Source organism: Moorena sp. SIOASIH, assembly GCF_010671925.1.
Taxonomy (GTDB): Bacteria; Cyanobacteriota; Cyanobacteriia; order Cyanobacteriales; family Coleofasciculaceae; genus Moorena.
The window spans coordinates 356630-369162 of sequence record NZ_JAAHIH010000002.1 but is presented as its reverse complement, the minus strand read 5'-3'; the positions used below and the strand labels follow the sequence as shown (position 1 = coordinate 369162).

General features: G+C 42.9%; 12 protein-coding genes. 5 read left to right on the top strand and 7 right to left on the bottom strand.

Annotated features, from left to right (window positions below):
- Positions 1-118: 118 nt before the first annotated feature.
- Together F6J90_RS09370 and gmd are read right to left on the bottom strand one after the other, a co-directional pair.
- Positions 119-1063, bottom strand: coding sequence for a GDP-L-fucose synthase (locus F6J90_RS09370; RefSeq protein ID WP_293040973.1), 945 nt, complete (start codon positions 1061-1063; stop codon positions 119-121).
- 176 nt (positions 1064-1239) lie between these two features.
- The gene (gmd, locus tag F6J90_RS09365; RefSeq protein WP_293092364.1) at positions 1240-2319 is read right to left on the bottom strand and encodes a GDP-mannose 4,6-dehydratase; all 1080 of its coding nucleotides are present in this window, start codon (positions 2317-2319) and stop codon (positions 1240-1242) included.
- 949 nt (positions 2320-3268) lie between these two features.
- On the opposite strand from gmd, the gene F6J90_RS09360 reads away from it, so the two are divergent.
- Together F6J90_RS09360 and hpsE are read left to right on the top strand one after the other, a co-directional pair.
- On the top strand, positions 3269-4699 hold the full coding sequence (locus F6J90_RS09360) for a sugar transferase (RefSeq protein WP_293092362.1): 1431 nt from the start codon (positions 3269-3271) through the stop codon (positions 4697-4699).
- 594 nt (positions 4700-5293) lie between these two features.
- Positions 5294-6256 (top strand): hormogonium polysaccharide biosynthesis glycosyltransferase HpsE, encoded by a 963-nt coding sequence (hpsE, locus tag F6J90_RS09355; protein ID WP_293092360.1) that lies wholly within the window; start codon positions 5294-5296, stop codon positions 6254-6256.
- Positions 6257-6465: 209 nt separating this feature from the next.
- On the opposite strand, the gene F6J90_RS09350 is transcribed toward hpsE, so the two are convergent.
- Positions 6466-6843 carry a hypothetical protein gene (locus tag F6J90_RS09350; RefSeq protein WP_293092358.1) on the bottom strand — a complete coding sequence of 126 codons (378 nt, stop codon included), beginning with the start codon at positions 6841-6843 and terminating at the stop codon, positions 6466-6468.
- 180 nt (positions 6844-7023) lie between these two features.
- On the opposite strand from F6J90_RS09350, the gene F6J90_RS09345 reads away from it, so the two are divergent.
- A complete protein-coding gene (locus tag F6J90_RS09345; protein WP_293092356.1) occupies positions 7024-8382 on the top strand; it encodes a DUF3370 domain-containing protein in 1359 nt (452 codons plus the stop codon).
- A gap of 111 nt (positions 8383-8493) precedes the next feature.
- Here F6J90_RS09345 and F6J90_RS09340 read toward each other — a convergent pair whose 3' ends face one another.
- Positions 8494-8649: a hypothetical protein gene (locus tag F6J90_RS09340; RefSeq protein WP_293092354.1), complete on the bottom strand. Its 156-nt coding sequence runs from the start codon at positions 8647-8649 to the stop codon at positions 8494-8496.
- 214 nt (positions 8650-8863) lie between these two features.
- On the opposite strand from F6J90_RS09340, the gene F6J90_RS09335 reads away from it, so the two are divergent.
- Entirely contained in the window at positions 8864-9262 is a 399-nt protein-coding gene (locus tag F6J90_RS09335; protein WP_293092352.1) for a response regulator transcription factor, read from the top strand.
- Between the two features lie 128 nt (positions 9263-9390).
- Here the strand turns inward: F6J90_RS09335 and F6J90_RS09330 are convergent, their stop codons facing one another.
- Positions 9391-9570 carry a hypothetical protein gene (locus tag F6J90_RS09330; RefSeq protein WP_075905730.1) on the bottom strand — a complete coding sequence of 60 codons (180 nt, stop codon included), beginning with the start codon at positions 9568-9570 and terminating at the stop codon, positions 9391-9393.
- A gap of 342 nt (positions 9571-9912) precedes the next feature.
- Entirely contained in the window at positions 9913-11205 is a 1293-nt protein-coding gene (locus F6J90_RS09325) for a transposase (RefSeq protein WP_293092349.1), read from the bottom strand.
- A gap of 180 nt (positions 11206-11385) precedes the next feature.
- Here F6J90_RS09325 and F6J90_RS09320 point away from each other — a divergent pair, with 180 nt between their 5' ends.
- Positions 11386-11952 (top strand): DUF2854 domain-containing protein, encoded by a 567-nt coding sequence (locus F6J90_RS09320; RefSeq protein WP_293092347.1) that lies wholly within the window; start codon positions 11386-11388, stop codon positions 11950-11952.
- 145 nt (positions 11953-12097) lie between these two features.
- Here F6J90_RS09320 and F6J90_RS09315 read toward each other — a convergent pair whose 3' ends face one another.
- Positions 12098-12349, bottom strand: a complete 252-nt coding sequence (locus tag F6J90_RS09315) for a chlororespiratory reduction protein 7 (RefSeq protein ID WP_044495296.1) — start codon at positions 12347-12349, stop codon at positions 12098-12100.
- Positions 12350-12533: the final 184 nt, after the last annotated feature.

Below are 12533 nucleotides of genomic sequence, written 5' to 3'. Positions count from 1 at the left end.
GGCTTTCCCCTTAGAGGGCGAAGTATTTGTATACAAACTGGCACTCTTAGAGCTACTGTTTAAGCTACATATCCAGGTACAAATACTTCGCCCCAAGCTACAATGGGTTTGGGTAGATTTAGCTAGCGTGTTGTCGATACCAGTCGATAGTATTCTTCAACCCCTGCTTAAACTCCATCTGAGCAGTGAAGTTAAACTCCTCCTTCGCTCGTTGAATATCCAGACAACGGCGAGGCTGACCATTGGGTTTATCAGTTTCCCAGACAATTTCTCCCTTAAATTCCATCAATTCGCAAATCAACTCAACTAAATCGCGAATTGAGATTTCATAGCCTGTACCCAAATTAACTGGCTCTGGCTGATTGTAATCGGTGGTAGCCATCACAATACCCCGTGCTGCATCAGTTGAGTAGAGAAACTCACGGGTAGGACTGCCATCACCCCACGCTGGCAATGTCATTTCTCCCTTTTGCTGCGCTTCATAGACTTTACGAATTAGGGCAGGGATTACGTGGGAACTGCTGGGGTCGAAATTATCTTCCGGACCATACAAGTTCACGGGTAACAGGTAGATGCCATTGAATCCGTACTGTTGCCGATAGGCTTGTAGCTGGACTAAAAGAGCTTTCTTCGCAACCCCATAAGGGGCATTGGTTTCTTCTGGATAACCATCCCAGAGGTTATCCTCTTTGAAGGGTACTGGTGTGAATTTGGGATAGGCACAGATGGTACCAACACAGACAAATTTTTCCACACCAGCTTCATAGGCGGCATGAATTAGCTGAGTACCCATCATTAAATTGTCATAGAATAGCTCAGCTGGCTTTTCTCGATTAAGACCAATGCCACCAACGTGAGCAGCAAGATGAATGATGATATCCTGCTGATCCACAGCTCTTTGACAGTTCTCTAAAGAGCGCAGGTCATAATCACGCGATCGCGGAATAGTAATCTTCTGTGCATCCGCTCCAGCTTTACACAACTGATCCACTACCTGACGCCCTAGAAATCCAGCTCCACCAGTAACTAGAATCCTCTTATTACTAAGATCTAAACTTTCCATTTATTTGTCATCCTTGCCTAGCTTTTGGAGAACTATCACCGTCTGGTACATCGCAATGCAAGCAGGAATATACTGAGTCATTATTCAACACAAATCCTATCGATCCGGATTTGTGGGTCAGATGTATTGGCTTGCATCACCGATGCTACCTTCATAATCAGTCATAAACTAACGGATTAGTCAACCATCGTAGCTACGCCTTGACGGATATAGGCTTGATCATTCAAAGGTTGAGTACTTTTGCCGTTAGGGAGCGACAGACCCAAGGCTTGTAAATCCGCTTCTACCATTAAGGCTACCAACTGCTCAAAGGTTACAGATGGCTCCCAACCCAGCGTCTTCTTTGCCTTGGTGGGGTCACCAATCAGTATATCTACCTCAGCAGGACGCAAATAACGCTTGTCAAACTCCACATAATCATGCCAATCCAGATTGACATATTTGAAGGCAATCTCTAAAAATTCCTGAACCGAGTGGGTTTCACCAGTCGCTACCACATAATCATCTGGTTTGTCTTGCTGGAGCATCATCCACATTGCCTTGACATAGTCCTTAGCGTAACCCCAGTCTCGCTTAGAATCAAGATTACCCAGGTAGAGTTTTTTCTGCTGACCTCCGACAATTCGGGCAATTGCTCGGGTAATCTTGCGGGTTACAAAGGTTTCCCCTCGACGGGGTGATTCGTGGTTAAATAGTATACCATTGCAGGCAAACATGCCATAGGATTCACGATAGTTTATAGTTTGCCAGTGAGCATACACCTTAGCACAGGCATAAGGAGAGCGGGGATAAAATGGAGTGGTTTCCTTTTGGGGTATCTCCTGTACCTTCCCAAACATCTCAGAAGAACCAGCTTGATAGAAACGCACGTCGATACCGGTGCGCTGACGATAGTCTCGAATCGCCTCCAACAGTCGGAGAGTACCCATTCCCACCGAGTCAACGGTATATTCTGGGGAGTCAAAACTGACCCGAACATGGGATTGAGCCCCTAAGTTATAAATTTCCAATGGCTGAACCGCCTCTAAGATCCGGCGTAGGGTAACACCATCAGTCAAGTCACCGTAGTGTAAGAAGAACCGTGCGTTTTCATTGTGGGGGTCTACATAGATGTGGTCAATGCGATCTGTGTTGAAGGTGGAGGTCCTTCGGATAATACCGTGAACCTCATAGCCCTTTTCTAGCAACAACTCACTCAAGTAGGAACCGTCTTGACCTGTAATTCCAGTGATTAGCGCTCTCTTTGGTTCCGTCATTCTTTACTTTTCCTGTAACGTAATGTGGGCAATTTTGGTAGATATTGCTTGCCGAGAAAATCTCCCATGCAAACTTCCCAGTTTGCATGGGAGTGAATCATCACCACGTTAACTCAAAAATTCATTTGTGGCTGTAGTGAATTTACCGTAAATAACCTCTCAGCAAAAATTTCACATATTCTCCACAGAAAGTTTAAAATTATAGATTAATACAATTATTGAAAGAAAAAAATAGTGTTGACGTAAATATTTTTTTGCGCTACAAAGTTGGTAGTTGCTTTTTTTAAACGAACCAATCAGGATGTTTGTGATATTTTTTGATGATAGTTTTTTAAGCAAACATCCTTCCAGAATAGGGAGCCTCACCTTTGATTACATGCATCGCCACTAATGCAGTAGTTTAGCATAGATATAAGTAGGGAGCATTCCACCTTAGAGGGTGTCTTGAAAGTTAAACTTTTCACAAAGTTAGCCTAATTGCGCCGGTTATAAGTTCTCAATTTTTATGAGGATGCGCAGGTGAATTAGTTTGTCTAGCCCCATGGTTGAGTATGAGGGCGACTTTTGAAACACTGGTTTAGTCAAGCATCAAACAAAATTCAGTGTACGGCATTCTATTTAGATAGTAAGTCTACCCATTTTTCAAAACCATCCTGTTTTGTGCCTATTTATTTGTATAAATAAGCTGATAATCGTTGATATTTTTATTGTTGCGGCACTGGTAAATTAGCCAAAAATATCTGTAACAAAAAAATGTCCAATTTGCTGAAATTCATGGATAAGGTTCATATATATTGAAAATCTAGGGATTATTTATTAATTTCTAAGATTTTTAAAAATTAGCATTGTTTTATAAGTATTAAATCCAAGTAGTTAGCCTTAAATACCATTGAGTATTATTTCTAATAATTTGGTTTTCATCGGATATTAATTAATGGAGTTGTCTAGGATGGAACTGCCCTTAACTGAAACCTATAGATTTGATATACGTGATCCTGTTTTTGCCAAACTTCGTCGCAATACCTATGCTGTATGGCTTCGCATGGTTACATTAGTTGTCACTGATGTATTCATGCTATTGATGGCATGCTTAATTGCCGTTAATTTTGGTAATTACATAAATAATGATTGGGGAATATTCAATCAAGCAATACTAGTTTATGTAGTCATACCCTGGGAAATTTTATTGATTGCTTTACAAGACCTTTATAATTCTGGTAACAAACGCCGTGACTACTTAGCTCTAGCCCAGACAATCACTGTTGCCCAGATTAGTCTACTCGTTATTGCTGGCCTGTATCAGCCTGATCAATTTGTGATTCAACCAATTTATAGTTTGTTGTGGCTATTAAGCATTGCTCTTGTCTGCATCGGACGCTTAGGAATAGATTTTATTCTGAAACGGCTTCGCAAAAAAGGTTTACTTCGCTATCCAACCCTGATAATCTGTTCACCAGATCAACAACAAAAAGCAATTCAACTACTGGGGAACGAAGATTGTTATGGCATCATTAAATTCTTCGATGTTAATTTGTTAGATAAATCGAATATATCCGATTTTATTAAAGAAATTCGTGCTCTAGACGTAGCCGAAGTATTTGTTTGCTCTTGGAACAATGTAAAAGATTATATGTTCTTTTACTGGAGTCTCAGAAACGCAGGTATAACCTTGCGAATTTTGTGTACAGAATTAGGACCTATTTACCAAAACTTGGAGATGTCTAGTATTGCTAGTGTACCTACCATACGGTTTTCTCCCCCTCTAATTACTGGTATTGACTTTTGGGCAAAAAGATGTTTTGATTTTGTGCTTTCTGTATTAGTAATGATTGTGCTTTTGCCACTGTTTGTTAGTATTTCCGTTTTAGTCAAGCTTGATTCGCCAGGACCGATATTTTACAAACAGGAAAGAGTGGGGTTACATAATAAACGATTTAAGGCTTGGAAATTTCGCAGTATGTTTGTGGATGCTGACCAACGCCTCAAAGATCTAGAAGCTCGTAATGAAATGAAAGATGGTGTTCTCTTTAAGATAAAAGATGATCCACGGATTACTAAAGTAGGAAAATTCATCCGCCGCTATAGCCTAGATGAACTTCCCCAATTATTTAACGTTCTCTTTGGAGAAATGAGTTTAGTTGGTCCTAGGCCCTTGCCAATTAGAGATGTCAATAAATTCTCTGAACACCACTTTATACGTCATGCAGTTTTACCGGGAATAACCGGACTTTGGCAAGTGTCGGGTCGTTCCGATATTACTTCTTTTGAAGAAGTGGTACGTCTAGATACTTTTTACATGGAAAATTGGTCACTATGGCTAGATTTGAAGATTTTAGTAAAAACTGCCATAGTGCTTTTACAAAAAAAAGGTGCTTACTAGTAACCTGAGTTCGAGATAACTAACTTTATCCAGGATTCAGGAGCTTCGAGTCAAGAGTCATACCGAGTTGCATTCAAAGATAGTAGATTGGTTGGATAGGGAGATAGGGAGATAGGGAGATAGGGAGAAGAGAAAGTTCTACCTTTGACCGCAACTTGGTGTCAGAAGAAATTATTTCCCAGTTAATTGGCAATTAAATCATAGTTTTCTGCCATAAAATTATGTAGTCTGTCTTGATGCAATCGCTACTCCCTACTCCCTGCTCCGAACGCGCCCCGCGTGGCCCACGGCCTCAGTCCCTGCTCCCTTTGCTATAGCATTTATCAATAGATACTTCGTACAGGCATAAACTGAACTTTTGGGTTAGCTGTTGAAGGTAAGCTCCTTAGCTGCGGAGGCTGAGGGGCTGATAGCTGTTTGCGGAAAGCAAACCCAAGGGCGCGCGTAGCGTGTAAGCTTTCCGCTTAAAGTATCGGTTAAATTGCCTAAACCAATAACAATTTCTATCCTCAGAGAGAGATAATGTTGCTCAACACTTGGGAATATTCTCAATAATTAGTTAGGGTTATTTTTCTACACTGAGGGAAAAAAACTATGCTTATTAAGTTAACTGTTGCCATCCCAACATACAACGGTCAGAAGCGTCTACCAGAAGTCTTAGACCGACTGCGAGACTGTTGCCAGCAAGACCAACTCAGCTGGGAAGTTATTGTTATTGACAACAACAGCACTGACGGCACTGCTAAGCTTGTTCAGGCTTATCAAGCCAATTGGCCACAGCAATATCCCTTGAGGTATTGTTTTGAACCGAAACAAGGGGCAGCTTATGCCAGATGCCGTGCTATTCAGGAAGCCAGAGGTGAACTAGTGGGTTTCCTAGACGATGACACGATTCCATCAATGTCTTGGATAGCTGCTGCTTACGCCTTTGGCAAATCTCACCCTACTTCTGGTGCTTATGGTAGTCAAATCCATGGTGTTTTTGAAGTGACTCCTCCGCCAAATTTTGATAAACTTGCGCCATTTTTAGCAATCACTGAACGTGGCTGTGAGCCATTACTTTATGAACCTCACAAAAAATTACTACCGCCTTCAGCTGGGTTGGTTGTGCGAAAACAAGCTTGGTTAGAGAGTATGCCCTCTCGGCCTATTTTGACTGGGCGCACTAAGAGCAGTATGTTAACTGGGGAAGATTTAGAGATGTTGTCTCGTATCCAAGCTAAGGGCTGGGAAATCTGGTACAATCCTGCTATGGAAATTGAGCACAAAATCCCTAGCTGGCGTCTGAGACGTGAGTATTTAATTCCATTTTTCCGTGGGATTGGTTTAAGTCGTCATGTCACCCGGATGTTGAGTGTAAAACCTTGGCTAAGACCATTGGCTACTCTGGCTTACATGACCAACGATTTGCGCAAAATTACCTTTCACTGGCTCAAGCATGGTGGTTCTATCCAGTCTGATTTAATTGCAGCTTGCCAAATGGAGTTGTTTCTTAGTAGTCTATGGAGTCCTTTTTACCTCCTTAAACATGGGTATTTGGCTGACTATGATAACTAGTTATTTTAACTAGTTAAAATAACTAGTTTAAAAGGGTTAACAGGGGGAAGGAACTGGAAGAGGAAAGTCATAAATTGGTCATAAATTGGTCATAAATTGTGATATAATACCACAAATAGGCAATACCTAAAAATGCGATTATGGCCCGGTCGCTGCTACGCGATAGCGTTTTGCTGCTCACGTGAGATTTTCTTGAAATACTCACTGGTTTAAGCCGATTGTCTACTTCTGACTAGCTCGGATAACTGATTTGAGTAGCGAGGGTGGAGCAACCCCAGTACCTCCTGTTTTTTGTAAGTGAGAGTCAAAGCATCCATAATCCCTTCCAGCCATCCTTCCCGATTTCTAAACAGCCAACGCTGTAGTTCTTTTAGGGGCATTTCAGCAACCGCCTCAGTGGGCAAAGCAGTTAGAATTTCCAGAGGGACAATAAAACCAAGAGACACTTCCCCATAGGTAACCATAGCTAATTCAGTTCCTGACTGCCAGCGTGTGCGATCAGAACGTGCCTTGGTGGAAAGTTGGGCAAGGGAAACTTGGTGGTAAAGAAAAGTCATAGTTATAGATTCAATATATTCCCATGCCATACTGGAAAATTCCAGCTGACATCACTAAAACTCAGAATTCCCAGTTAGCCAACACCTGTGACTAAAAACCTGTAACTAACAGAGTCTCTGAACTTAGCAGATGGCACCCTGATCCAAATCTTGGCCTGTTCGTGTCTTTATGGTTTAACCACTTTTGGTTTAACTAAAACCCCATTATCCATGCTGCCATTTTTACTAAATTTCACCCTGGCTCAAGCCACCCCAGCACCAACACCTCAAGTAGAAATCGTGCAACTCCAAGAAATACGCCCTCTACCAGGACAACTAGATAATGTACCCGTATTCAACAGCAACAGTCCCGAACTAGTACAGACTGAAGGAATTTTACTGTCCACATTTCCCCCTTCTGACAAAGGCAACCCAGGGGCTCACTTAAACTTTCCATTTCAGGGGCGCTTTGATATCTTTGCCCACCATGTTGCCAAAGCAGCCACCCTAGAGGATTTGCGCACCCTCTATCTGGGGATTATCCTCCACAATCCGGGCAAAGAACCAGTAACAGTCGATATTATTGAGGCAGCTAGTTACCTGAGTCAGCCTGATGCACCATTTATCGAATTACCCTCCCAATTAGATAATTCTTCCGGTAGAGTTTATGCTGGGCCTGGTAGCCGAGTGATGAGTGATATCCTGCGTGGAGGTAGGCAAGACGGATTTCCTGCCCAATTGGTGATTCAGGCTCAGCAAAGCCGCATGTTGCTGAATCTGCCAATTCCAGTGCGAACCTTGACACCACCCATTAATGGTCGCTCAACTTTGATGCGGTTATACAGTGATGGAAAGGTATACGCCGCCAGTCTTGCCCAGTATGCACCTTTAGATACTGATGGGAATGAACGCTCTCCTACTATAGCTCAATGGCAGAATTTATTAGAGCAAGGGGAGTTAGCTGGACCACGCGATCGCGCCCCGACTGTTCCGATTGCTACTACTGGTTCAATTATCTACGGTCGAGTGGCAGGAGTAGCCCGAGGCTCTAGATGGCAAGCTCAGTTGGTTGATAATCCTACTGCTCAATCTCTAACTATTCCGCAACCGGGACAAGCCTTTTCCTACGGACTGAGTACCCTCCATCATGGCAGGTTAGGTACTGGTCAAATTCAGAGTGCGCCGATGTTAGTCCGTTATCCAGATACCGCCTATTTTGCCCATGGTAACTATGGGGTGCAATACAGCCTGACCTTGCCACTGATTAATCCCACCGGGGATACTCAAACGGTCACCCTGGCTATTGAGACACCGATTAAACAAGATCAAATCCAGGGAGGATTAAGGTTTTTAAAGGCACCAGCTAAGCAAATATTTTTCCGAGGGACAGTGCAATTGAGCTATAAGGATGATGAAGGTTTACCTCGGACGCGCTATGTGCATTTGGTACAACGGCGTGGTGAGCAGGGGGATACCCTAGTTAGGTTGCAGATGCCACCCCTTGAGCAACGGCTGGTGCAAGTCGATTTTCTCTATCCGCCAGACTCGACACCCCCCCAAGTTTTAACTGTTCGGACACACCATCAATAGACCTCTTGCATAAGTCTGATCAACCGTGGGTGTTGACCAGGCAAAAGGAATCCCCCCTAACCCCCCTTAGTAAGGGGGGCAGGCAAAAGGCAAAAGCGATAGATTTTGATTTCATATTGATTTTTGCAAGAGGTCCAATAAAAATCTCCCCATCTCCCCATCTCCCCATCTCCCGCTTCTGACGACTCCCAACTCCCAACTCCCGACTCCCGACTCCCGACTCCCGACTCCCGACTCCCGACTCCCGACTCCCGACTCCGGACCCAAATGTAAAAAACCTACCCCTGTGAGGATGGCAAGGTTGGGAGTATGTCAGATCAGGTTCTACGTATCAATATTGATTGTGGTCAATGTAAGAATTTCATGAAATGATCAGTTGATTATCTCGAAAGGTAGATAAAATGTTACAATCTAACTTACTAGACTGAAAAAGTCAAACAATGATCAGCGTCTCCCTATGTTGTCCTGTGAGCATCCTGCCTTGCGAGTTCTTGTAGTTGACGACCATGAACTAACTCGATATAGCCTTCAGTTAGCATTTTCTGCTCAGGAGAATATTGAGATAGTTGCTCTTGCTAGTAACGGGAAAGAAGCCATTGATATGGTAGAGTGCCATCACCCGGATGTTATAGTGCTTGATCTGCAAATGCCTATGATGGATGGTCTCAGTGCAGCCACCCGGATCAAAAGCCTAGAGCCAGACACTAAAATCATTGCCTACTCTTCAGTAGAAGACCCCCAAATTGAGGTGATGAGCCAAACTGCTCCCGTTGATATCTTTTGTAGGAAAGATGTTGCCACTTCAGATCTAATTAATTTAGTTAGGAAAATGGGGAGTGATAAAGTTAACCGTCTAGAACCACTAGCTAAAATCAGCTGAGAAAGGAAAACTCAAATAAGGCGCTGCTAAACTAAGGAATTATGCAATTATAGTCGGCTAATTTCTCTATGACCTAATTACCCTCAATTATTCCATTAATCAGCAACGCCAATTTTTTGAGGCATCAGTTAGCCTTTATATTCCGGGAAAGTACGCTTAAATTCATCGATTAGGTCATCGAGCTCTTCGAGAGCCTGATTAACATCAATTCTGAGGGTACCCAAATCGGGTTGCTCCAGAAGCCGTAACAAGGATTCCCGTTTACTGGTGATTAAGGTAATTCGCTCCTTAATTTTTTCCAACTCCATTTTTGGCTGTCTCTTATCTACAACTTTATGATAACGATCAAATTTTCCCATAAAAGGGGGAATAAAGTATTTCAGAGAAAGACTGGGTGCATTTATTACTTCATTCTTACTTGCCTGGAGTCGGGAATATCGCTTAAGTAAGTAATCACAGTATTGGGTTCATGTAATGATGGGGAGATGGGGGATAGGGCAGATAGGAGTGGATAAAATTCACCCTAAATCATATATTGGTCATTTTGTCAACTTTTATGACTTGACCACCACTCTAGGATATTGACATCCTCCCCTCCCGCGCGCAACTTCGCTACACTCAGTTACTTTGAGGAAGCGGATTCCTAACCCTCACGAGTTAGACTTTCTGCTTCTTCCTGTGCCAACTAGAGCATCGTGACCGATACTCCCCGTCGCATCCAGTCCACAGACGTTTTCTGCAACGATCTGCCCAACCGCTGTGTTGGTGAGCGTTCCCTTGCTCAGGAAATCCGAGTGGAGTCGCACCCCATTAATTCCTCTATTTCTAACTTCTTGGGCTGCTGCTACATCCCGTGTAGTAGTATATCCACACTCACTACAGCTATGAATACGAATATCCAAAGTCTTTTTACCTGTGTGTGCGCCACAGTTAGGACAAGTCTGGCTTGTGCCATCTTTATCTACCTTTGCAAAATAGGTATCGGTTTTCCAGCATACCCATTCTAGAATGTTGACAAATTGTCCAAAACCCGCATCGGCAGCTGATTTTGAGAGCATCCCTCTTTGCCACGAGCAAAAGTTTATATTTTCAACAAATATCATTCCTGCACCATCACAAAGATGATGAGCCAATTTAAAATGCCAGTCTTGGCGAGTGTCAGATATACGTTGATGTAGCCTAGCTATTTTTTGGTTTAACTTGTGTCGATTATTCGATCCAAACTGTTTATTTCTTAACCTACGTTGCAGCAATTTCAGCTTGCGTTGTAAGGTTATAATAAATCGAGGTCGCTTAATCTCTTCGCCATCACTTGTTGCTACAAATTTGTCGTAGCCTAGATCAATACCTCTGGGATGTCCGTGAGGAAATGGATTGGGTATATTAACATCAAGCTGAAGTGACAACATCACAAAATAACCAGATGCCTTTCTAACTATCCTGGCTTGCTTAATTTCAAACCCTTCTGGTATGGGTCTTGATTGCCTCCATTTAACCCATCGCAGCTTCGGCAACTTAATAGCATCATCTTTAATTGGTTCTTTTCCTAATTGTGGAAAAACAAAACTCCGCATCCGATATTTATTCTTAAAGCGAGGGCAACCAAACCCCCTAGCTTTGTGATCATCCCAAGCTCTATCTAGGGTTCTTAATGTCTGCTGTAGTACTTGAGAATGAACATTTTTCAGTTGAGGATAGACTTTTTTAGCTTCGGTCAACTGTTTAGCTTGGCGATGGTAATTCGGAAACGGTTGATCGACACCGATGATGTACTCAGAATATATTGAGCAAGCATTAACAGGGCACTTACGAGATGCACACCAATCTTTGCGCTGACGTAACGCAAAGTTCCAAACAGCACGACATACATCTAGGGTTTGCTCAATGATTGTTATCTGTTCGGAAGTTGGTTGTAGTTTGTACTCGTAGGTCATGGTTAACATACAACCATTATAGCTTACATGAGCGATCAGACTTTATAATTAGCTTGAGCGAGTCCATGTCTCCCCGCCTTAAACATCGTTCGCCTGAACGGCTCACTCGTTTTGAAGACGGGGTTTTATAGCTCCCTCAAACTCCCTCATTTGATCAAACTGGAGTTATTTCTGTTACATAGCTAAATAATGTTACCCCGAACTTCCCTAGGAACTGTAGGTCTAGTAATTGGTGGATTACTTGCCCTAATCGGCTTTGTTGCCTACGCTACCGATAATGCCACCCTCAATCTAGTGGGATTCTTTTACGGAATTCCGATTCTACTAGGAGGTCTTGCCCTCAAAGCTGCGGAGTTAAAGCCTGTAGAATTAAGCCAACCAACAATTCCTGAAGTCCTGACGCTGCGAGAGCAAAGCGCCACCCCAATCCAAAACCAGATTCGCAAAGACGTAATGCGATATCGCTATGGTCAAGAAGCCCATCTAGATAGTTCCTTGGAAAGCCTTGGTTTATCTCCTACTGATGAAGAAAGACCTGTGTTGATGGGGTTACGAGAAACTTCGGTGGATGGTGCTTATGCCTTAATTCTCGAATTTGACTCCCCACTAATTCCTTTTGAGACTTGGCTCAAAAAGCAGGAAAAACTGGAAAAATTCTTTGGACCTGGTATTAAAGTAGATTTAACCGAACTTGAAGAAGACCAGGTTGATGTAGCCCTAGTGGTAATACCCCAAGAAACCACCACCACCATGTAAAGACCTTACCTTGAAAGCTCCCCGCTCTTAGCTAGAGGGGGATTCTCATTTCAAACAGTCCATCATATACCAACCCATTACGCTTCAGCCGAGTTGTTGCCTAGACATCGGCTGAAGCGCTTCTGTTCTGTTGTCGGTATAGTTTTTAGAGGCGGACTACATACCACTGTAAATACTCTCCAGGTCCTACATCTAATTCACAGCTGGTCTCCATCAAATACTGTCCTTGCTCCTCCAAAGAGGTCAAATGCTGCAAATCCCTGGGCAAATCATCCTGACGATTTGCCAAGATTGCCATTAACTTTGACTTTAACTCCATTGGAGTCAGAATCACCTCTGGTTGATTAGTTTCGAGAACTACATAGCCATCTTCCTGGAACATTATAGAATTAGGCATATCTTAGCTCAAATCTGCTTTCTTCCTTCGTTTATCATCTTAGGTTGTTTGTAAGCATTCAGCTATCAGCGTGTCGCGTATCAGCGTGTCGCGTATCAGCGTGTCGCGTATCAGCGTGTCGCGTATCAGCTTTCAGTCATCAGTTTATGCGCTACGCGCAATCGGTGCTTTTGAATAAAATAAG

Bases quoted from the DNA above. Each gene is read 5' to 3' on its own strand.
- F6J90_RS09345 (WP_293092356.1), top strand. From the start codon at position 7,024: ATGCTGCCATTTTTACTAAATTTCACCCTGGCTCAAGCCACCCCAGCA.
- F6J90_RS09330 (WP_075905730.1), bottom strand. From the start codon at position 9,570: ATGGAGTTGGAAAAAATTAAGGAGCGAATTACCTTAATCACCAGTAAA.
- F6J90_RS09350 (WP_293092358.1), bottom strand. From the start codon at position 6,843: ATGGCATGGGAATATATTGAATCTATAACTATGACTTTTCTTTACCAC.
- gmd (WP_293092364.1), bottom strand. From the start codon at position 2,319: ATGACGGAACCAAAGAGAGCGCTAATCACTGGAATTACAGGTCAAGAC.
- F6J90_RS09320 (WP_293092347.1), top strand. From the start codon at position 11,386: ATGTTACCCCGAACTTCCCTAGGAACTGTAGGTCTAGTAATTGGTGGA.
- F6J90_RS09370 (WP_293040973.1), bottom strand. From the start codon at position 1,063: ATGGAAAGTTTAGATCTTAGTAATAAGAGGATTCTAGTTACTGGTGGA.
- hpsE (WP_293092360.1), top strand. From the start codon at position 5,294: ATGCTTATTAAGTTAACTGTTGCCATCCCAACATACAACGGTCAGAAG.
- F6J90_RS09325 (WP_293092349.1), bottom strand. From the start codon at position 11,205: ATGTTAACCATGACCTACGAGTACAAACTACAACCAACTTCCGAACAG.
- F6J90_RS09315 (WP_044495296.1), bottom strand. From the start codon at position 12,349: ATGCCTAATTCTATAATGTTCCAGGAAGATGGCTATGTAGTTCTCGAA.
- F6J90_RS09360 (WP_293092362.1), top strand. From the start codon at position 3,269: ATGGAACTGCCCTTAACTGAAACCTATAGATTTGATATACGTGATCCT.